General features: G+C 70.6%; 19 protein-coding genes. 11 read left to right on the forward strand and 8 right to left on the reverse strand.

The window, feature by feature from the left end:
- Positions 1 to 306 precede the first annotated feature (306 nt).
- Positions 307 to 1,536: a mannosyltransferase family protein gene (locus IAG44_RS26370; protein ID WP_187749555.1), complete on the forward strand. Its 1,230-nt coding sequence runs from the start codon at positions 307 to 309 to the stop codon at positions 1,534 to 1,536.
- A 76-nt stretch (positions 1,537 to 1,612) separates the two neighbouring features.
- A complete protein-coding gene (locus IAG44_RS26375; protein WP_187749556.1) occupies positions 1,613 to 2,080 on the forward strand; it encodes an NUDIX hydrolase in 468 nt (155 codons plus the stop codon).
- Between the two features lie 704 nt (positions 2,081 to 2,784).
- Here IAG44_RS26375 and IAG44_RS26380 read toward each other — a convergent pair.
- The 3 genes from IAG44_RS26380 to IAG44_RS26390 all read right to left on the reverse strand — a co-directional run bounded on the left by IAG44_RS26380 (position 2,785) and on the right by IAG44_RS26390 (position 6,374).
- Positions 2,785 to 5,019, reverse strand: coding sequence for a heavy metal translocating P-type ATPase (locus IAG44_RS26380; protein ID WP_187749557.1), 2,235 nt, complete (start codon positions 5,017 to 5,019; stop codon positions 2,785 to 2,787).
- Between the two features lie 83 nt (positions 5,020 to 5,102).
- Positions 5,103 to 5,333: a heavy-metal-associated domain-containing protein gene (locus IAG44_RS26385; RefSeq protein ID WP_187749558.1), complete on the reverse strand. Its 231-nt coding sequence runs from the start codon at positions 5,331 to 5,333 to the stop codon at positions 5,103 to 5,105.
- Between the two features lie 90 nt (positions 5,334 to 5,423).
- The gene (locus IAG44_RS26390) at positions 5,424 to 6,374 is read right to left on the reverse strand and encodes a PrsW family intramembrane metalloprotease (protein ID WP_187749559.1); all 951 of its coding nucleotides are present in this window, start codon (positions 6,372 to 6,374) and stop codon (positions 5,424 to 5,426) included.
- A gap of 143 nt (positions 6,375 to 6,517) precedes the next feature.
- Between IAG44_RS26390 and IAG44_RS26395 the strand changes: the two genes are divergently transcribed.
- A complete protein-coding gene (locus IAG44_RS26395) occupies positions 6,518 to 7,561 on the forward strand; it encodes a zinc-dependent alcohol dehydrogenase family protein (protein WP_187749560.1) in 1,044 nt (347 codons plus the stop codon).
- On the opposite strand, the gene IAG44_RS26400 is transcribed toward IAG44_RS26395, so the two are convergent.
- The 3 genes from IAG44_RS26400 to IAG44_RS26410 all read right to left on the reverse strand — a co-directional run bounded on the left by IAG44_RS26400 (position 7,542) and on the right by IAG44_RS26410 (position 9,436).
- The gene (locus IAG44_RS26400) at positions 7,542 to 8,132 is read right to left on the reverse strand and encodes a GNAT family N-acetyltransferase (RefSeq protein WP_187749561.1); all 591 of its coding nucleotides are present in this window, start codon (positions 8,130 to 8,132) and stop codon (positions 7,542 to 7,544) included. The two genes, IAG44_RS26395 and IAG44_RS26400, sit on opposite strands and share 20 nt — an antisense overlap.
- A 62-nt stretch (positions 8,133 to 8,194) precedes the next feature.
- Positions 8,195 to 8,395, reverse strand: coding sequence for a helix-turn-helix transcriptional regulator (locus IAG44_RS26405; RefSeq protein WP_187749562.1), 201 nt, complete (start codon positions 8,393 to 8,395; stop codon positions 8,195 to 8,197).
- 123 nt (positions 8,396 to 8,518) lie between these two features.
- A complete protein-coding gene (locus tag IAG44_RS26410) occupies positions 8,519 to 9,436 on the reverse strand; it encodes a sugar phosphate isomerase/epimerase family protein (RefSeq protein WP_187749563.1) in 918 nt (305 codons plus the stop codon).
- Between the two features lie 157 nt (positions 9,437 to 9,593).
- Here IAG44_RS26410 and iolC point away from each other — a divergent pair, with 157 nt between their 5' ends.
- From iolC to mmsA, 5 genes are read left to right on the forward strand one after another with little or no spacing between them, the layout of a single operon-like run.
- Positions 9,594 to 10,595: a 5-dehydro-2-deoxygluconokinase gene (iolC, locus tag IAG44_RS26415; RefSeq protein ID WP_187749564.1), complete on the forward strand. Its 1,002-nt coding sequence runs from the start codon at positions 9,594 to 9,596 to the stop codon at positions 10,593 to 10,595.
- Positions 10,592 to 11,482, forward strand: a complete 891-nt coding sequence (locus IAG44_RS26420) for a Cgl0159 family (beta/alpha)8-fold protein (protein WP_187749565.1) — start codon at positions 10,592 to 10,594, stop codon at positions 11,480 to 11,482. The genes iolC and IAG44_RS26420 overlap by 4 nt, the downstream gene beginning before the upstream one ends.
- A gap of 7 nt (positions 11,483 to 11,489) precedes the next feature.
- Positions 11,490 to 12,305 carry a 5-deoxy-glucuronate isomerase gene (gene iolB, locus IAG44_RS26425; protein ID WP_187749566.1) on the forward strand — a complete coding sequence of 272 codons (816 nt, stop codon included), beginning with the start codon at positions 11,490 to 11,492 and terminating at the stop codon, positions 12,303 to 12,305.
- Positions 12,302 to 14,170, forward strand: a complete 1,869-nt coding sequence (gene iolD / locus IAG44_RS26430) for a 3D-(3,5/4)-trihydroxycyclohexane-1,2-dione acylhydrolase (decyclizing) (RefSeq protein ID WP_187749567.1) — start codon at positions 12,302 to 12,304, stop codon at positions 14,168 to 14,170. The genes iolB and iolD overlap by 4 nt, the downstream gene beginning before the upstream one ends.
- 32 nt (positions 14,171 to 14,202) lie before the next feature.
- Positions 14,203 to 15,705: a CoA-acylating methylmalonate-semialdehyde dehydrogenase gene (gene mmsA, locus IAG44_RS26435; protein ID WP_187749568.1), complete on the forward strand. Its 1,503-nt coding sequence runs from the start codon at positions 14,203 to 14,205 to the stop codon at positions 15,703 to 15,705.
- Positions 15,706 to 15,774: 69 nt separating this feature from the next.
- On the opposite strand, the gene IAG44_RS26440 is transcribed toward mmsA, so the two are convergent.
- Positions 15,775 to 16,083: a hypothetical protein gene (locus IAG44_RS26440; RefSeq protein ID WP_187749569.1), complete on the reverse strand. Its 309-nt coding sequence runs from the start codon at positions 16,081 to 16,083 to the stop codon at positions 15,775 to 15,777.
- Positions 16,084 to 16,206: 123 nt separating this feature from the next.
- Here IAG44_RS26440 and IAG44_RS26445 point away from each other — a divergent pair, with 123 nt between their 5' ends.
- Positions 16,207 to 17,055 carry a DUF5753 domain-containing protein gene (locus IAG44_RS26445; RefSeq protein WP_187749570.1) on the forward strand — a complete coding sequence of 283 codons (849 nt, stop codon included), beginning with the start codon at positions 16,207 to 16,209 and terminating at the stop codon, positions 17,053 to 17,055.
- Positions 17,034 to 17,243: a DUF397 domain-containing protein gene (locus tag IAG44_RS26450; protein WP_187749571.1), complete on the forward strand. Its 210-nt coding sequence runs from the start codon at positions 17,034 to 17,036 to the stop codon at positions 17,241 to 17,243. The genes IAG44_RS26445 and IAG44_RS26450 overlap by 22 nt, the downstream gene beginning before the upstream one ends.
- 12 nt (positions 17,244 to 17,255) lie before the next feature.
- Here the strand turns inward: IAG44_RS26450 and IAG44_RS26455 are convergent, their stop codons facing one another.
- Positions 17,256 to 17,585: a helix-turn-helix domain-containing protein gene (locus tag IAG44_RS26455; protein ID WP_187749572.1), complete on the reverse strand. Its 330-nt coding sequence runs from the start codon at positions 17,583 to 17,585 to the stop codon at positions 17,256 to 17,258.
- Positions 17,586 to 17,798: 213 nt separating this feature from the next.
- Between IAG44_RS26455 and IAG44_RS26460 the strand changes: the two genes are divergently transcribed.
- Positions 17,799 to 20,531 carry a DNRLRE domain-containing protein gene (locus IAG44_RS26460; RefSeq protein WP_187749573.1) on the forward strand — a complete coding sequence of 911 codons (2,733 nt, stop codon included), beginning with the start codon at positions 17,799 to 17,801 and terminating at the stop codon, positions 20,529 to 20,531.
- Positions 20,532 to 20,558: the final 27 nt, after the last annotated feature.

Here is a 20,558-nt window from a genome sequence, read left to right on the forward strand (position 1 = left end):
CCACCGTTCCACTCCCGGAGAACCGTCATGCCGTCGCACCCGTACAGGGCCCTTCTCCTCGGCTCGTGCGCCGCCGCCTCCCTGGCGTTCATCGCCGTCGCCCTGCTGTTTCCGACCGGTCACGTGAGCGTGCCCCACCGTTATTCACCGGTGAATGCGAGCCCGCTCGGAGTTCCGCCCGAACACCGACTTCCGCCCCCGGATTCCCGCCCCTATCCGAGCCCCGGTCCGGGCTGACCGTCCCTCACATTCCCTGCCAGGCACCGCAGTACCGCATTCCCGAAGAAAGAATCGCGAACTCCCCTCATGCCGCCCACGCCCCTTCCCCTGCCGGCCCGCGGACCCCTCCCGCCCGAGGTGCGCGTCCCCGCCGCGCCCCCGCGCCAGGACCCCTGGAACACCCGCCCGCGCCTCACCCGCCTGCACCGGGCCCTGCGCGCGGCACGCTTCCCGCTGGCCGTCTACGGCGTCGCCGCGGTCCTCCACCTCGTCCTGCTCGCCCTGCTCAACCCGCCCGGCGACCAGAGCGTGCACGACCGGCTGATCTCCTGGGACGGGCAGTGGTTCCTGGACATCGCCCAGCACGGCTACCCCCACGAGTTCGCGGTCACCAAGGACGGCCTCCAGGGCGGCACCCTGGCCTTCTTCCCCGCCTACCCCCTCCTGGTCCGCACGGTCCACACGGTGACCTTCCTGGACTACGACACCGCCGGGCTCGTGGCCGCGCACCTCGCGCTCATAGCCGCGCTCATATGCGTGCACCGCCTCCTCCTCGACCTCTACGGCCGCCGCACCGCCCACATCGCGACGTTCCTGGTCGCCTGCGCCCAGCCCATGGCGCTCGTCTTCCTGATGTCCTACAGCGAGTCCCTGTTCCTCGCGTTCGCCGCGGGCGCCCTCCTCGCGATCCACCGCAAGGCGTGGCTGACGGCCGGCACCCTGATCCTCCTCGCGGGCCTCACCCGCCCCGTCGCGGTCGCCCTCATGGCCGCCCTGGGCGTCGCCGTAGCCCTCCACTACCGCCGCGAGGGCCGCATCACCTGGCGCCCGCTCACGGGCCTCCTGCTCTCCTACTGCGGGGTCCTCGGCTACGTCGTCTGGGTCGCCCTGCGCACCGGCGAGGCGGACGCCTGGTTCCGGATCCAGGAGGCCGGCTGGGGCACCCGCTGGGACAACGGCAGCGCCTTCCTCAGCTTCTTGGGCGACACCTTCACCGCGTCCGACGGCTGGGTCCCGGTCAGTACCGCGCTCCTGCTGCTCGCCCTGATCGCCGGCACGGCCGCCGCCTGGCGCGACCGCGTCTGGCCCCCGCTCGCCGTCTACGGCACGGTCGTCCTGGTCATCACCCTCGGGCAGAGCAACTTCTACCACTCCAAGCTCCGCCTCCTGATCCCCGCGCTCGTCTTCGTCGTCCCCGTCGCCCGCGCGCTCGCGCGCGTACGCACGAGCACGGCGATCATCACCCTGGCCGCCGCCGCCCTCTTCGGTTCCTGGTACGGCGCGTACATGGTCACGGTCTGGCACTTCGCGATCTGAGCCCGCCCCGAAAACCCGAGCCCGCTCCAGAAAAACGGAACGACGCCGCCCCGCGCGCGCCGCGACAATGCCCGGCATGAGCTTCCGCCTGGCCGCGTACGCGGTGTGCGTAGACGACGCCCGAGTCCTGCTCGCCCGATGCGTACCGCAGCGGGGCGAGCCCCTTTGGACGCTGCCCGGCGGCGGCGTCGAACACGGCGAGGACCCGTACGACGCGGTGATCCGCGAGGTCGCCGAGGAGACGGGCTGCGACGCGGTCGTCGAGTACCTGCTGGGCGTCGACTCCCGCGTGATCCCCGCCTCGCAGGCACGCGCGGGCGTGCCGCACCAGAACGTCGGCGTCTTCTACGCGGTCCGCATCACCGGCGGACGCCTGCGCCCGGAGCCCGGGGGAGAGGTGGCCGAGTCGGTCTGGACGCCGCTGCCCGCCGTCACCGGCCTGCGCCGCTCATCCCTGGTCGACGTCGGCCTCGCGCTCGCGCGCACGCGCCCGGCGACGGGACACGTCCCCGGCGTCCCGGTGGGCGGCCTGATCCAGCACTGAGCCCTGATCCAGCACTGAGAGCGGAAAAGTTTTTTCATTCACGGATTTCCGGAAAAGACTTTCCGCGCGGTCGGTGATGCGGGCCGGTGAAATGCCTCACGCGTGCGGACGCGCGAAAGCGCCCCGGATAAGCAGAAGGCGCCCTGGCGCCGGTCCCCCCACGGGCCGACGTCCAGGGCGCCTTCCCATGTCCCGGTGCGGATTCCCCCCACGGGATCCGGCCGGGCGTTTCGGAGGACAGCGCCTGAATCGCTGTGCTGTGTACTGCCTATGCGGTTGTGCGTGAGCGGAACGAGCGAAACTCGCCGTACCGCCAGGTCTGCGATCTGCCGGGACGCGCACGCTGGGAGGGCCGCTCAAAGCTTCCCGTTGTACGTGTCCCGGCAACGCATCTCCGGGGAGGTCCCCCAAGACATCCCCAGATGCCAGTCCGCGCCCCCCAAGACGCTTCCTGACACCGTCAACTTAGACCTTCGAACCCCTTCGATGGTTACGTTCACATCACTGTGATCTGTGTCTCTCGCGCATGTCCCGTTTGGTGTGCAAGTGACCGGATACGGCGATCGGGGCCCTTGCGTGGTGGAGATGCGCGAGCCTTGTGAAGAGCTTATGTGAGGTGCTGCCCGGACTCCAGGGGGATTGTCATATCCGGTGGTATCAAATTGAACCAACTCATCGTAACCTCCGGTAACTTACGCCCGTTCTCAGCGGAACGTGCGCAAGCGGAGGCTGTTCGTGACGACGAACACCGACGAGAAGGCCATCGCCGCCCCCGCGATCATCGGGTTGAGCAGTCCGGCGGCGGCCAGCGGCAGCCCGGCGACGTTGTAGCCGAACGCCCACACGAGGTTGCCCTTGATCGTCGAGAGGGTCCTGCGCGAGAGCCGGATCGCGTCGGCGGCGACCCGCAGGTCCCCGCGCACCAGCGTCAGGTCGCCGGCCTCGATGGCCGCGTCCGTCCCGGTGCCCATCGCGAGCCCGAGGTCGGCCTGCGCGAGCGCGGCGGCGTCGTTGACCCCGTCCCCGACCATCGCGACGACCCGCCCCTCGCCCTGGAGCCGTTTGACGGCGGCCACCTTGTCCTCGGGCAGCACCTCCGCGATCACCTCGTCGATCCCGACGGCCGCGGCGACGGACTCCGCGACGACCCGGTTGTCCCCGGTCAGCAGCACCGGCGTCAGCCCGAGCGCCCGAAGCGCCCGCACGGCCTCCGCGCTGCTCTCCTTCACCGCGTCCGCGACGGCCAGCACCCCGCGCGCACGCCCGTCCCACCCGACGACGACAGCGGTCCGCCCACTCCGCTCGGCCTCGTCCCGGACCCGGGCGAGGTCGTCGGGCAGCACCTCGAAGAGCCGTCCCACGGCCACCTCCAGGCCGTCCACGCGGCCGCGTACGCCCCTCCCGGGCACGTTCTCGAACTCCGAGACCTCCGGCAGCTCCCCGACCCGCTCAGCGGCGCCTGCGGCCACGGCACGGGCGACCGGGTGCTCGGAGGCGTGCTCCAGCGCCCCGGCGAGCCGCAGCAGCTCCTCCTCGTCGGTCCCCTCGGCGGCGTGCACCTCCTGGAGCGTCATCCGCCCCGTCGTCACCGTCCCCGTCTTGTCGAGGACGACCGTGTCGACCCGGCGCGTCGACTCCAGCACCTCGGGCCCCTTGATCAGGATCCCGAGCTGCGCCCCGCGCCCGGTCCCCACCAGCAGCGCGGTCGGCGTCGCGAGCCCCAGCGCGCACGGGCACGCGATGATCAGGACGGCGACGGCGGCGGTGAACGCGGCCACCGTGTCACCGGTCGCTCCGAGCCACCCCCCGAACGTCGCGGCGGCGATCAGCAGCACGACCGGCACGAACACCCCGGAGATCCGGTCGGCCAGCCGCTGCACCTGCGCCTTCCCGCTCTGCGCGTCCTCCACGAGCCGCGCCATCCGCGCGAGCTGCGTGTCGGCGCCCACGCGCGTGGCCTCGACGACCAGCCGTCCCCCGGCGTTGACGGTCGCCCCGGTGACGGCGTCCCCGGGCCCGACGTCCACCGGCACCGACTCACCCGTCAGCATCGACGCGTCCACGGCGGACGCCCCCTCGACGACCACCCCGTCCGTCGCGACCTTCTCACCGGGCCGCACCACGAACCGGTCACCGGTCTTCAGGTCCCCGATCGGCACCCGTATCTCGCGCCCGTCCCGCAGGACGGCGACGTCCTTGGCGCCCAGCTCCATCAGCGCCCGCAGCGCTGCCCCGGACCGCCGCTTCGCGCGCGCCTCCAGGTACCGGCCGAGCAGCAGGAACGTGGTCACCCCGGCGGCCACTTCGAGGTACAGCGCGGACGACGCGCCCGCGCGCGAGACGGTGAACTCGAAACCGTGCCGCATGCCGGGCATCCCGGCGTCCCCGAAGAACAGCGCCCACAGGGACCACCCGAACGCGGCGGCCGTCCCGACGGACACCAGCGTGTCCATCGTCGACGCGCCGTGCCGCAGGTTCGTCCAGGCGGCCTTGTGGAAGGGCCAGCCGCCCCAGACGACGACCGGCGAGGCGAGCGTCAGGGAGAGCCACTGCCAGTTGTCGAACTGGAACGAGGGGACCATCGCCAGGAGGATCACCGGGACCGCCAAGGCGACCGACACCAGCAGGCGCTGCCGCAGGGCGTCGAGCTCCGGATCGGCGTCCGTAGGGGCGTCGTCGTCGGAGGCGGGCTCCACGCGCGCGGGTTCCTCAGCGGTGTACCCGGTCTTGACGACCGTCTCGATCAGATCGCTCACGGCTACCCCCTGGGGGTAGCTGACCCTGGCTTTCTCGGTGGCGTAGTTGACGGTCGCCGCGACGCCGTCCATCCGGTTGAGCTTCTTCTCGATCCGGGCGGCGCAGGAGGCGCAGGTCATGCCGCCGATGATCAGTTCGACCTCGGCGGTCTGCGGTGCCGCCGGCGCGTGGGTGCTGGACATCTCCGTACTCCTGGAAACGCGACGGGCCGTACGCGACCGGTGGGTCGGTCGTACGGCCCGTCGGGGGGATGGGGGAACGGGTCTCAGGCCCGGCCGACCAGCTCGAAGCCGGCCTCGTCGACGGCGGCGCGGACGGCCTCCTCGTCCAGCGGGGCGGCCGAGACGACCGTGACCTCACCGCTGGAGGCGATGGCCTTCACCGAGCTGACGCCGTCCAGCTGGGAGATCTCGCCGGAGACGGCGCCCTCGCAGTGGCCGCAGCTCATGCCGCTGACCTTGTAGACGGCGGTGACGGTGTCGGTAGGGGCGGTCATGTCGTTACTCCTCGTGGAGACGTGCGGGGCGTGGGGGAGCGGGGGCCGGTTGAGGCCCACGGTGCTTCCCTCACCTCCGACTGTATACCCCTAGGGGGTATTTCTCCAAGGGGGGTCCCGGCGGGCCAGCGACCGCGCCCACGCCACTCCGAGCAGCGCGACGCAGACCGTCCCGCCGACCGAGAACAGCGTGAACAGGTGCGCCTGCTGCCGGGTCGGATCCGCCAGGTACCCCACCTCGAACAGTTCACGCTCCAGGTCGACGCTCGTCAGCCGCGTCACCAGCCACACCGCGATCCCGTGCGTCGAGTCCCACAGGGCGTGCAGCAGCGACACGCCGACGAACGTCCAGACGACGGGCCCGGTGAGCCGGAACCGCCCGCCGGCCGCCCGGTACGACAGCAGCACGCCGCCCGCGACGGCCGTCCACAGCCCGTGCCCGAACGGCGCGAGCACCCCGCGCAGCACCTCCGTCTCCACCAGCGCCCGCAGGTCGATCCCCTCGGCCGTCACCGCCGCGTTGAACGCGTACCCCGCGCTCTCCAGCGCCGCGAACCCGAACCCGACGGCCGCCCCCAGCACCAGCCCCGCCCGCATCCCCCGCAGCCGCACCTGCCGCCGCACCACGAGCATCAGCGCCCCCAGCTTCGCGGCCTCCTCGATCACCCCCACCCCGACGAACACCCAGGCGGACGGCCGCAGCAGGTACGTCTCCATCAGGGACGCCCCCAGCACCCCGAGCGTCCCGCCGGTCAGGAAGCACCCCAGCAGCACGCTCACGCCCAGATCCCGCCCGTGCCGCTCGTACGCCCACAGCACGAACGTGACGGGCACCAGGAAGCTCCCCAGCAGGATCAGCGTCGGCAGCAGCGTCGTGTTCCCCGTCACGTACGTCACCGCCGCGGTCAGCGCCCACAGCGCGAGCCCGCCCCCGAACGCGTGCTTCCAGAGCCCCGCCCGGATCCGCGGATAGCCGGGCGGCGGCTGCTGCGGACCGGGGATACGCGCGCGAGGAGCGCCGGGCGGCGGCGAATACGTCACAGGGGCCCCTCAGGCGACAGGGAGGGTGGCTTTCGTCGCACTTTATGGGCGTACGCGGGGAACCGCAGTCCGGACGGGGCGCACGGGCTACCCGCACCGCGCCCGCGTCCTGCATGATCACCGTCACCGAAGGGAGTTACGACATGCGGGCAGTGGTCTTCGAGCGGTACGGCGAGCGCGCGCACGTGCGGGACGTGCCGGATCCGCGCCCCGCGCCGCACGGCGTGGTCGTCCGCGTGGAGTCCACCGGCCTGTGCCGCAGCGACTGGCACGGCTGGGCGGGCCACGACCCGGACATCACCCTCCCGCACGTCCCGGGCCACGAACTGGCGGGCGTGATCGAGGAGACGGGCCCGGCGGTGACGAGGTGGCGCGCGGGCGACCGGGTCACCGTCCCCTTTGTCTGCGGTTGCGGCACCTGCCCGTCCTGCCGGTCCGGCGACCACCAGGTGTGCGAGCGCCAGACCCAGCCCGGCTTCACCCACTGGGGCTCGTTCGCGCAGTACGTCGCCCTGGACCACGCGGACGTCAACCTCGTGGCCGTCCCGGACGACCTCTCGTACGCCACGGCCGCCTCCCTCGGCTGCCGCTTCGCGACGGCGTTCCGCGCGGTGGTCCAGCAGGGCCGCGTCCGGGCCGGCGAGTGGGCCGTCGTCCACGGCTGCGGCGGTGTGGGCCTGTCGGCGGTGATGATCGCGGCGGCCTCCGGCGCGCGCGTGATAGCCGTCGACGTCTCCCCGCGCGCGCTGGCCCTCGCGCGCGCGTTCGGCGCGGTGGAGTGCGTGGACGCGGGCGAGGTGGACGACACGGCGGCCCGCGTCCGTGACCTGACGGGCGGCGGCGCCCACCTCTCGATGGACGCCCTGGGCTCCCCGGCGACCTGCGCCGCGTCCGTGAACTCCCTGCGCCGCAGGGGCCGCCACCTCCAGGTCGGCCTGCTCCCCTCGGACTGCGGCACGACCCCCGTCCCGATGGCCCGCGCGATCGCCCTGGAGCTTCAACTGATCGGCAGCCACGGCATGGCCGCCCACACCTACCCGGAGATGCTGGAGGCGGTCCGCGCGGGCGTCCTGCGCCCCGACCGGCTCGTCACGTCGACGATCGCGCTGGACGACGTCCCGGGGGCCCTGGAGGCGATGGGGACGGCGCCCGGCGCGGGCGTGACGGTCATCGAGCCGTGGCGGTGACCTCCACGGCAGCGGGGTGTCCCCGGTGGACGGCCCACTCGTCCTCCAGGACCGCCATGACCACCTCGTCCACCCACGCGCCGTCCCGCAGCTCGATCTCCCGCTGCAGCCCCTCCCGCACGAAACCGACCTTCTCGTAGACCCGTAGGGCGCGAGGATTGAACGCGTACGCCGCCAGTTCGATCCGATGCAGTCCGAGTTGATCGAAACCGTGCCCGACGATCAGCCGCGTCGCCTCCGTACCGAGCCCCCGCCCGCGCCCGCGCGGCCCGAGGAACGTCCGGAACACACAACTGCGCGCGTCCGGGTCCCACGTGTTGAGGACGACCTCGCCGACGACCTCCCCGCTGAACCGGTCGGTGACGGCGAGGTCGAGCCGGTCGGCCTGCGCGCTGCGCGAGCCGTACCAGGAGCGCAGGAACTCGGGGCTGAGGGGTTCGGGCGAGCCCCCGGTGAACCGGATGACCTCCGGGTCCTCCATGAGCGCGCCCATGACCTCGGCGTCGGCCTCGGTGAAGGGCCGCAGCACGGTCAGCGGGCCGGTGAGAACGGGTTTCACGGAGAAGTCCATGGACGGCACTGTGCCCCACCCGAAGGCGGGGCACAGAACGATTTTCCGATCTTCGGGGCGCCTCACTCCTCCCGGCGCGTCTGGCTCCGGGGTCTCGACGCGGCCCACGCCCGGACCGTGTCGGCGTACCAGAACGGCTTGCCCCCTTCGACGTGGTCGGGCGGCGGCAGGAGCCCGTGCTTGCGGTAGGAGCGGACGGTGTCCGGCTGGACGCGGATATGGGCGGCGATGTCCTTGTAGGACCAGAGCTGACGGTCTGTCATGTGCTGCTGAACGACACCGGCCGACCGGAGGGAAGCGCCGGTCGATCACGCGTGACCGAAGACCCGCGTACACGCGACACACGTGACACAAAGGTGTCGTTCGTTACACAGCCGACAAAACCCTCAGGCCCCGCAGGACCTCAGGAACGCCCGCGTGCGCTGCGCGATCGGCAGCGGCTTGTCCGGCTCGCACGGGTACATGTCCTGCTCGACGATCGCGAACAGGTCGACGTCCAGCTTCCCGGCCGCCTCAAGGACGGGACCCAGCTCCGGCACCCCCTTCGGCGGCTCGCACATGACCCCCTGCGCGACGGCCGGCCCGAACGGCGTCCCCTTCGCGCGGACGTCGGCCAGGATCTCGGGGTCGACCTGCTTGAGGTGCAGGTACCCGATCCGCTCCCCGTACGTCTCGATCAGCTTGACGCTGTCGCCGCCGCAGTACGCGTAGTGCCCGGTGTCGAGGCAGAGCGAGACCAGCGAGGAGTCGGTGCCGTCCAGGAACCGGACGACGTTGTCCTCGCTGTCGATGTGCGTGTCGGCGTGCGGGTGGACGACGATCTTGAGCCCGTACTCGTCCCGCACCCGCTGCCCCAGCCGCTCGGTGAGGGTGTTGAGGTTGCGCCACTGCTCGGGCGTCAGTGTGTCCGGCTCAAGGACCTCGCCGGTCTTGTCGTCGCGCCAGAACGACGGGATGACGACGAGGTGCTTCGCGCCCATCGCCTGCGCGAGGACCGCGTTGTCCGCGACGTGCGCCCAGGTCTTCTCCCAGACGGACTCGCCGTGGTGCAGCCCCGTGAAGACCGTCCCGGCCGACACCTTGAGGTTGCGGCGTGCGATCTCCTCCGTGAGTACTACGGGGTCGGTCGGGAGGTACCCGTAGGGGCCCAGCTCGATCCACTCGTACCCGGACGCGGAGACCTCGTCGAGGAACCGCTGCCAGGGCACCTGGGCGGGGTCGTCCGGGAACCAGACGCCCCAGCTGTCGGGGGCCGAACCGATCCGGATGCGGGAGAGTGAGGGAGATGAGGACAACGTCGTCATGAGCGCCAGCGTGGGGTCTCCCCGGGGAGGTGTCAAGAGCTGGTCCGAATGTCTGGACAAAGTATTGACAGGGCCCGGAGAACGGGACTAGAACCCTTGCAGTGACTTCGTCATGCCGCCGCCGCATGCCGTGGAGAACCGATGTGAAGGGAACCCGATGGCGTACGACCTGATCACCATGGGACGGATCGGGGTGGACCTCTATCCGCTCCAGACGGGCGTCCCGCTCCCGCAGGTCACCTCGTTCGGGAAGTTCCTGGGCGGCTCGGCGACCAATGTCGCGGTCGCGGCCGCCCGCCTCGGCCGCTCCACCGCCGTCATCACCCGCACCGGCGACGACCCCTTCGGCACCTACCTCCACGAGGAGCTGCGCCGCTTCGGCGTCGACGACCGCTGGGTCACCCCGGTCGCCGGGCTCCCGACCCCGGTCACCTTCTGCGAGGTCTTCCCGCCGGACGACTTCCCGCTCTACTTCTACCGCCGCCCCAAGGCCCCGGACCTCGAGATCGACGCCCACGAACTGGACCTGACGGCCCTTCAGGAGGCCCGCCTGTTCTGGGTCACCGGCACCGGCCTCAGCGAGGAGCCCAGCCGCACGGCGACCCTCGCGGCCCTCGCCCACCGCGCGAAGGCGGGCACGACCGTCTTCGACCTCGACTGGCGCCCGATGTTCTGGTCCGACCCCGAGACCGCCCGCCCCTTCTACACCGAGGCGTTGAAGCACACGACCGTCGCCGTCGGCAACCTCGACGAGGTCGAGGTCGCCACCGGCGTGCGCGAACCCCGCGCCGCCGCACGGGCGTTGCTGGACGCGGGCGTCGAACTCGCCGTCGTCAAGCAGGGACCCAAGGGCGTCCTCGCGGTCAACAGTGAGGGCGAGGAGGCCGAGGTGCCGCCGCTGCCGGTGAGCGTCCTCAACGGCCTCGGCGCCGGCGACGCCTTCGGCGGCTCCCTCTGCCACGGCCTCCTCGAAGGCTGGGACCTGGAGAAGACCATGCGCCACGCCAACGCCGCCGGGGCGATCGTCGCCTCGCGCCTGGAGTGCAGCTCGGCGATGCCGACAACTGCCGAGATCGAAGCGGCCGTTGAAGCGGGCGAGGTCACGCCCGAGATCTCCGGCGCCGCCGGGGCCGTCACCGAAGCGGGGGCCGGCCGATGAGCCCGGTCGCCGTGGACGTCGGCGAGATCGTCCGCCTGCGCACCGAGCGCCCCGAGGCGGTCGCCGAGGCCGCCGCGCACCGCAAGCGCCGCCCCCTCGTGGGCGACACCGGCCGCCTCATGATCGTCGCGGCCGACCACCCCGCGCGCGGCGCCCTCGGCGTCGGCGGCGACAGGCTCGCCATGGCCAACCGCGCCGACCTCCTCGAACGCCTCTGCCTCGCGCTCAGCCGCCCCGGCGTGGACGGCGTCCTCGCGACCGCCGACATCCTCGACGACCTGCTGCTGCTCGGCGCCCTCGACGGCAAGGTCGTCATGGGCTCGATGAACCGCGGCGGCCTCCAGGGCTCCGTCTTCGAGATGGACGACCGCTTCACCGGCCACCGCGCCGAGGACATCGAGCGGCTGAACTTCGACGCCGGGAAACTGCTCCTGCGCATCGACTACGACGACCCCGGCTCCCTCGCCACCCTGGAGACCACCGCGCGGGCCATCGACGACATGGCGGCCCGTCAACTCCCGCTGTTCGTCGAGCCGTTCATCAGCCGCCGGACCCCCGAGGGCAAGGTCAAGAACGACCTCTCCGCCGAGGCCGTCACCCGCTCGATCGCCATCGCCTCGGGGCTGGGCGGGACTTCGGCCTACACCTGGCTGAAACTCCCCGTCACCGACAACCCCGACGACATGGCCGAGGTCATGGAGACGTCGACACTCCCCGCCGTGCTGCTCGGCGGCGAGGTCGGCGGGGACCAGGACGGGGCGTACGAGAAGTGGCGCGGCGCGCTCCAACTCCCCACCGTCCGGGGCCTGGTGGTCGGCCGCTCGCTGCTGTACCCGGCGGACGGGGACGTCACCGCCGCCGTGGACACCGCCGTCGGACTGCTGTGAGGGCCGCATGAGCACCGTAGAACTCCACGTACCCAAGGGCGCGTCCGCGCAAGGCGATTACGCGCTCGACATCGACCCGAAGACGGCGGGCTGGGGCTACAGCGCCCTGCGTATCGTCGAGTTGGGGGCGGACGGCTCCCACACCTTCGACGCCGGCGAGAGCGAGTGGATCGTCCTCCCGCTCGAAGGCGGATGTACCGTGCGAACCGACGGAAAACAGTTCCAACTCCTGGGCAGGGAAAGCGTGTTCGCGGGTGTCTCCGACTTCGCGTACGTTCCCCGGGACGCCCAGGCAACGATCGCCTCCGGTGCGGGAGGCCGCTTCGCCCTGGCAGGAGCGAAGTGCGAGCGACGACTCCCCGCCCGCTACGGCCCCGCACCGGAGGTCCCCGTCGAGGACAGGGGCAGCGAGAACCGTCTGCGCCATGTCCGCAACTTCGCCTCGGCCGACGCGTTCGACTGCGACCGGCTGATCGCCGTCGAGGTCATCACCCCGGGCGGCAACTGGTCCTCGTACCCGCCGCACAAGCACGACGAGCACCGGCCGGGCGAGGAAGCCGAGTTGGAGGAGATCTACTACTTCGAGATCGACGGCGAGAACGGCTTCGGCTACCAGCGCGTGTCCCCCTCCCGCGAGGGCGGCGCGGACGTGCTCGCCGAGGTCCGCTCGGGTGACGCCGTTCTCGTCCCCGACGGCTGGCACGGCCCGTCGATCGCGCAGCCCGGCCACGACATGTACTACCTGAACGTCATGGCCGGACCGGGGGACACCCGGGAATGGCGGATCTGCTTCCACCCGGACCACACGGAGGGGTACCGATGACCACCAGGCTCACAGTGGCCCAGGCGCTCGTGCGCTTCCTCGCCGCGCAGTACACCGAGCGCGACGGGCAGCGGCAGCGGCTCATCAGCGCGACCTGGGGCATCTTCGGCCACGGCAACGTGGCCGGCCTCGGCCAGGCGCTCGTGGAGTACGGCGATGAGATGCCCTACCTCCAGGGCCGCAACGAACAGTCGATGGTCCACGCGGCCGTCGGCTACGCCCGCCAGTCGAACCGGCTCTCCGCCCAGGCGGTGACGACGTCCATCGGCCCCGGCGCCACCAACCTCGTGACCGGCGCCGCCCTCGCGACGGTCAACCACATCCCGGTCCTCCTCCTCCCGGGCGACATCTTCGCCACCCGCGTCGCCGACCCGGTGCTTCAGCAGCTCGAAGTCCCGTACGCGGGCGACGTGTCGGTGAACGACGCGCTGCGCCCCGTCTCGCGCTACTTCGACCGCGTCACCCGCCCCGAGGCCCTGATCCCGGCCGCCCTCCAGGCGATGCGTGTCCTCACCGACCCCGTCGAGACCGGCGCCGTCACCCTCGCCCTCCCGCAGGACGTCCAGGCCGAGGCGTACGACTGGCCGGACGAGTTCTTCGCGGAGCGGACCTGGACGGTACGCAGGCCCGGCGCGGACCCGGTCGAGCTGGCGGCGGCCGTCGAGGCGATCCGGGCGGCCCGGCGCCCCCTGATCGTCGCGGGCGGCGGCGTCCACCACAGCCGTGCGGAGGAAACCCTCGCGTCCCTCGTGAGTACTACGGGTATCCCCGTCGCCTCCACCCAGGCCGGCAAGGGCTCCCTCCCGTACGACCACCCCCAGGATGTAGGGGGCGTGGGCCACACCGGCACGGCGACCGCCGACGAACTCGCCCGCACGGCGGACCTGATCATCGGCGTCGGCACCCGCTACACCGACTTCACCACCGCCTCCAACACCCTGTTCAACGCGGACGCCCGCTTCCTCAACCTCAACATCGCCGGCTACGACGCCCACAAGCTGGCCGGCCTCCCGCTGGTCGCGGACGCCCGCAGCGCGCTGGAACAACTGGCGGGGGAGCTGGCGGACCACCGCGTCGCCGCCCCCTACATCGCCGAGTACACCGAGGACAAGGAGCGCTGGGAGCAGCGCGTCGACGCCGCGTACGAGGCGACCGAGCAGGACGTACGGCCCACTCAGACCCAGGTACTAGGGGTACTGGACGCCCTCGCCGACGAGTCCGACATCGTCATCAACGCGGCCGGCTCCCTCCCCGGTGACCTGCACAAGCTGTGGCGGGCCCGCTCCCGGGACGGCTACCACCTGGAGTACGGGTACTCCTGCATGGGTTACGAGATCCCGGCCGCGATCGGCGTGAAGATGGCGTCCCCCGAGCGGAACGTCTGGGCGCTGGTCGGCGACGGCACCTACCTGATGATGCCGACCGAGATCGTGACGGCCGTCCAGGAGGGCGTCGCGATCAAGATGCTCCTCATCCAGAACCACGGCTACGCGTCCATCGGCGGCCTCTCCGAGGAGACCGGCGCCGAGCGCTACGGAACGGCCTACCGCTTCCGTACCCCCGAGGGCACCTTCTCCGGCGCCCCCCTGCCCGTGGACCTCGCGACGAACGTCGAGAGCCTGGGCATGCGGGTACTACGGGCCAGGACCGTAGGGGACCTGCGCGCCGCCCTCACCGAGGCGCGCGCCGCCGACACCGCCACTTGTGTCTATGTCGAGACCGAAACGGCAGACACAGTGTCGGGGGCGCCCCCGGCGCAGGCCTGGTGGGATGTTCCCGTGGCCGAGACCGCGACCCGCCCGTCCGCCGTCAAGGCCCGCGAGCAGTACGAACGGCACGTCGCCACCCGTCGCCGCCACCTCTAGAAGCCGCCGAAAGCACAAAGGAGCACCTGGGCATGACGAAGATCGTCAACCACTGGATCGGCGGCAAGACCGTCGACGGCGCGTCGGGCACGTTCGGTCCGGTCACGGACCCGGCGACCGGCGCGGTCACCACGAAGGTCGCGTTCGCGACGGTCGACGAGGTCGACGCCGCCGTCGCCGCGGCCAAGGACGCGTACGTCACCTGGGGCCAGTCCTCCCTGGCCAAGCGCACCGAGATCCTGTTCAAGTTCCGCGCGCTGCTCGACGCCAACCGCGACGCCATCGCCGAACTCATCACCGCCGAGCACGGCAAGGTCCACTCCGACGCGCTCGGTGAGGTCGCCCGTGGCCTGGAGATCGTCGACCTCGCCTGCGGGATCAACGTCCAGCTGAAGGGCGAGCTGTCGACGCAGGTCGCCAGCCGGGTCGACGTCGCCTCGATCCGCCAGCCGCTCGGTGTCGTCGCCGGGATCACGCCGTTCAACTTCCCTGCCATGGTGCCGATGTGGATGTTCCCCATCGCCATCGCGACCGGCAACACGTTCGTCCTCAAGCCGTCCGAGAAGGACCCGTCGGCGTCGATCAAGCTCGCCGAGCTGCTGGCCGAGGCGGGCCTGCCGGACGGCGTCTTCAACGTCGTCCACGGCGACAAGGTGGCCGTCGACCGCCTCCTTGAGCACCCCGACGTCAAGGCCGTCTCCTTCGTCGGCTCGACCCCGATCGCGCGCTACATCCACACCACCGCCTCCGCAAATGGCAAGCGGGTCCAGGCACTTGGCGGCGCGAAGAACCACATGCTGGTCCTGCCCGACGCGGACCTCGACGCGGCGGCGGACGCGGCGGTGAGCGCGGCGTACGGCTCCGCCGGCGAGCGCTGCATGGCCATCTCCGCTGTCGTGGCCGTCGGTTCGATCGGTGACGAGCTGGTCGAGAAGATCCGCGAGCGCGCCGAGAAGATCAAGATCGGCCCCGGCAACGACCCGACGTCCGAGATGGGCCCCCTCATCACCGCCGCGCACCGCGACAAGGTCGCGTCCTACGTCAAGGGTGCCGCCGCCGAGGGCGCCGAAGTCGTCCTGGACGGCAGCGACTTCACCGTCGAGGGCTTCGAGGACGGCCACTGGATCGGCATCTCGCTGCTCGACAAGGTCCCGACGACGGCCAAGGCGTACCAGGACGAGATCTTCGGCCCCGTCCTGACTGTCCTCCGCGTAGACACGTACGACGAGGGCATCGCCCTGATCAACGCGTCCCCCTTCGGCAACGGCACCGCCATCTTCACCCGCGACGGCGGCGCCGCCCGCCGCTTCCAACTGGAGGTCGAGGCAGGCATGGTGGGCGTCAACGTCCCCATCCCGGTGCCGGTCGGCTACCACAGCTTCGGCGGCTGGAAGGACTCGTTGTTCGGCGACCACCACATCTACGGCAACGACGGCACGCACTTCTACACGCGCGGCAAGGTCATCACCACCCGCTGGCCGGACCCCTCCGAGGGTCCGTCGGGCGTCGACCTGGGCTTCCCCCGCAACCACTGAGTGACGTCAACGAAGCCCTGTTCACCCCGACTTGGGGGCGAGCAGGGCTTCGCCGTTTCGCGCGCACGCCTACTCGTCGTCCCCGTCCCCGTCCTCCTCAACTCCCAACCGCCGCCCCCGCGACTCCGCCACCCTCACCGTGTCCCGCAGACACTCCGACAACCGCTTCCCCGCGAACAGCACTTCCCTGGGCGGCGAGTCGGGGTCGTCCAACACCTTGACCGCATGCCCCAGCACTTTGACGGCCGTCTCCATCTGCATCGCCTCCACATCATCGGCGAGCCGACTGACGTGCCCCTTCTTGTCGGGGTCGGCGGAGAGGTAACAGGGTCGGCCATCGGGGGTGGTCCAGGGGAGCAGACGGAGTGTGGGGTCCATGGGGGCCTCCGGAGTTGGGGGGTTTAACCGTTTGTGCCTCCATGGTTGCGGTCTGTCGCTAGCCTCGGCAGGGGGAGACCGTTTCCGGCCGCCGTAGAAACGAGGACAAAGGAGTCCGGCGACATGACCATCGACGCGAACGGCATCGAAGTTCCGTGCACGGCAAGGGAGTTGTACTCAAGGGAACTCCATCGCCAGCGCACCGCGGCGGGCCTGTCGTACCAAGGGCTGGCGGACATCGTCAACTACAGCAAGCCTCATGTGTACGGCGTCGAGATCGGAACCCGCATGCCGCTGCCGCCGATCTCGGCGAAGTTCGACGTCGCGTTCGGCACGGGGGTGCTGTTTCAGGGCATCTACGAAACGATCCTCAAGGAGCAGCCTCAGAAGAGGTTCGACCACTGTCTGGAACTGGAGGCGAAGGCGGTCCGCATCCAGGAGTTCAGCTCGAACCTGGTGCCGGGCCTGTTGCAGACGGAGGCGTACATGCGGGCGCTGTTCCACCGCAGCAACCCGGAGGCGAGCCCCGAAGAGATCGAGGACCTGGTCGCGAAACGCCTGAGCCGCCAGGAAGCCCTCCGTGGAGACAACCCGCCCGACTACTGGGCCATCCTGGACGAGGCGATCCTCCACCGTGCCGTGGGCGGCCCGTCGGTCATGCGGGACCAACTCGCGGCGTTCTTGCCCCGGGTGAACTCGGGGCGCTCGACCATCCAGATCATGCCGTTCTCGGCGGGGTCGTACGCCTTCATGAACGGCTTCCTCGTGCTGCTCACCTCGCCGGACAACTCGACCACCGTCTATCAGGAAGCCTGCGGTGTCGGGGAGGCGTTCGACGACCGTGCCACCGTGAGTCGCCGCATCCGCCAGTACGATCTCATGAAAGCCCACGCTCTCTCGCCGGAGGCGTCTGCGGCCTCGATCGAAGCGGCGATGGAAAGGTTCAACGCATGCGAGTCACCCCGGACCTGAGCGGCGCCCAGTGGCGCAAGTCCACCTACACCGGTGGCGAAGCGGGCGACAACTGCGTCGAGGTAGCCCACAACATCCCCCACCTCATTCCCGTCCGCGACAGCAAAACCCCCCACACCACCCCCCTCACCTTCACCCCCCACGCCTGGCAGACCTTCATCACCGCCACCCGCGACTCACGCCACTGACGGCCGCCCACCCTACCCCTCCCCCTCACGCGGAGTGAACACGAACGCCGAAGCGTCACCGTCCAGATCGATGCTCAGCGACGCTTCCAACGCCTTGGCCAAACGCGTGAGCAACGGCAGGGTCGGCACCGAATCACCCCCCTCGATATTCGAGATCTGCGGCTGACTCATCCCCGCCCGCCGAGCCAACTCGCTCTGCGGCAACCCGAGTTCCGTGCGCCGGTCGTACACAGCCTGCCCCAGGGCAAACGCGTACCCGGCCTCTACGTAAGCGGCCGACTCCTCCACCCGTTCCCCCAGAAGCTTCCGGGTCCGACGCGTTTTCCACTCAGAGTGGTTCACGACTTCTCCTCCTCCGCTCGGTCGTATCTGTGCTCGGCCTTGTCGTACTACTGGTCCGAGGGAGCGCCAGCCGCTGACGTGCCGATCACCCGCCCACGCCCTCATAAATGATCTGTGACGTACGCCATTGATCAGGATCGCCCGATTCAACCCCTGCGCGGCGATATGGCGTAAATTTGCTCCCCCTTTGCTTAGGGTAACGTCACCGCTCTCATGAAACCTTCACAAACGGACCTGACTACTCCGCCCACCCGCACTCGCCGCACGACCAGCACCGCTGTCACCACAATCGCGGCCCTAACCTCCCTTACCCTCCTCGCCGCAGCCGCCCCCGCGACCGCCGAGGAACCCCCCGCCCCCGCCCCCCAGGCCCCCGCGATCACAGAAGCGAACACCCCGGAAGCCGCCATAGCCGCGGCCCAGTCGGGCCACCGCAGGGTCGAGGTGCTGGAACGCCGGACGGAGTCCTCCACCACCTGGGCCGCCCCGGACGGACACCTCGTCACGGAACTCACCTCGGGCCCCACCCGCATGCTGCGCAACGGCAACTGGGTAGACGTGGACGCGACACTGACCCGGCGACCCGATGGGAGCGTCGCCGCCAAGGCGCACCCCCAGGAACTCAGGCTCGCCGGGGGCGGCGGCGTGAGGGCCAGTTCGGTCGCCGCCGCAGCCACCGCCCCGGACTCCGCCAATCGCGACCTCGTCACGCTCGGCATGGGAAGCCGCCGCATGGCGGTGCAGTGGAAGGGCGGGCTGCCCGCACCGGCCGTCAGCGGACACAAGGCCGTCTACCAGCAGGCGGTACCCGGCGCCGACCTCGTCGTAGATGCAACGCGCGACGGATTCGAGCAGTTCCTCGTACTCAAGGACCGCCCAGCTCAGGACAAGGCACCGTGGACCGTGCCGCTGACGCTGCCGGGACTCGACGCGACGCAGCAGGACGACGGTTCGGTGTCGTTCAAGGACCGGAAGTCGGGCGAGGAGGTGGGCCTCATGCCCGCCCCGGTGATGTGGGACGCGCAGACGGACCCGCGTTCGGGCGAGCACACCCACTCCGCGCGCGTGCCGATGACGCTGTCCCAGAACGGCGACACCGTCGAACTCACCCTCGCTCCGGACCCGGCCTTCCTGTCCGCCGAGGACACCGTGTACCCGGTGACGATCGACCCGGCGACGGACGCTCTCGGCACGCTGTTCGACACGTTCGTCCAGGACGGCGACACCACCGACCAGTCCTCGTCGACGGACCTGAAACTCGGCTGGCCCGGCGACTACGCCGACACCGCCAAGACCCGTAAGCGCATTGCCCGTTCGTACATGACCTGGGACACCTCAGTCTTCGCGGACGCCCTCGTCAGCAGCGCGAAACTGTCGCTGTACAACTACCACTCGTGGTCGTGCGAAGCGCGCCCCTGGGAGGTGTGGGCCGCGAACGGCGCCGACGCCGACACCCGTTGGGGCAACCAGCCCGCACGCACGCAGAAGATCGCCACCTCGACCGAGACACGCGGCGCCTCCTGCAAGAACGCGGGCTGGGTGAGCGCGGACGTCACCTCACTCGCCCAGACCTGGGCGAGCGCGAAGGCCGACGAGGGGCACATCGCGCTCAAGGCGGCGGACGAGTCCGACACCTTCGCCTGGAAGCGCTTCTACTCGTCCGAATCGACCGCCGAGCAGATCCCCCAGCTGACGGTCAGCTACAACTACCGCCCCCGGACGGGCACCAACCTCCAGGCCGGGCCCCCCTTCTACTCCCAGGGAGGCATCTACCGGGTCAACACCACCACGCCCACCCTGCGCTTCACCCCGGAGGACTCCAACAACGACGACCAGGTGCGCGGCACCTACCAGATCACCGACACGGCCACGGGCAAGGTCGTCACGAGCGTGGTCGCCGACCCCGTACCCACGGGTGAGACGTCCAAGGTCCAGGTACCGGCAGGCAAGTTGACCAACGGCCGCACCTACTCCTTCCGGACTACCACGGACGACGGCACCCACTGGGCCAACGGCTGGTCCGACCCCGTCACCTTCACCGTCGACACCGCCCTGCGCATGACCCCGGAACTGACGTCCCTGTCCGCCGTCAACACCGCTCTGGACGCCGCCGACGTCACCCCGGCCACCACCAGCGACAGCGCCTACGCGGCCGTCGCCGCCACCGGCACCACGACGGTCGGCGTCCCCTGGGGCACCTCGGACGCCATCAGCGTCAAGTCCGCCGAACGCGGCAGCATGACGATGGGACTGCCGACGGCGGTACAACCGCGCGGCGTCGCCCTCAATGGCAGCGTCGTGTACGTCAGCCCCGACGGCCCTGTCGACACGGTGGCCCAGCCGACGCTGGAGGGCGGCGTCCGCACCTTCCAGGTCATCAAGAACGCCACCGCGCCGCACGAGTACACCTCCGCGATGAAGCTGCCGGCCGGCGCGACCCTCACCCCGTTCGACGGCGGAACCGTCCTGGTCTCCTCCGGCACGGACGAGAACACGGTGGTCCACGGCCTCATCGACGCGCCGTGGGCCCGGGACGCCGACGGCAAGGCGGTGCCCACGTCGTACCGCGTCGAAGGGGACAAGCTCGTCCAGACCGTCGACTTCAGCGCGGCCACGGCCTTCCCTGTGGTGGTCGACCCCAAACTGACCTTCGGCCTGAACATCTACTTCAACGCCACGAGCGTCGAATGGAAGGCGTACAGCATGGCCGCGACCACGGCCGGCTGGGGCGGCTGGCTGTACGGCTGCACCGTCGCCAAGCTGCCCGCCAAGCTCGCGGGGATCGGCAAGATGGTCTGCGGTGCCGCAGGGCTCAACGCCTGGAAGAACCTCGTCAACTGGCTCAAGCAGATCAAGAACTGGAATCTGGCGGCGGGCGGCTGTTACCAGATCAAGCTCTGGGGGTCGAGCAAACTGACCAAGGTCAGCAAGAAGAACTGCCGATGACGACCGCTGCCGAAGAGGTTCCCTCAT

This window comes from Streptomyces roseirectus, assembly GCF_014489635.1.
GTDB classification, from domain to species: Bacteria; Actinomycetota; Actinomycetes; order Streptomycetales; family Streptomycetaceae; genus Streptomyces; species Streptomyces roseirectus.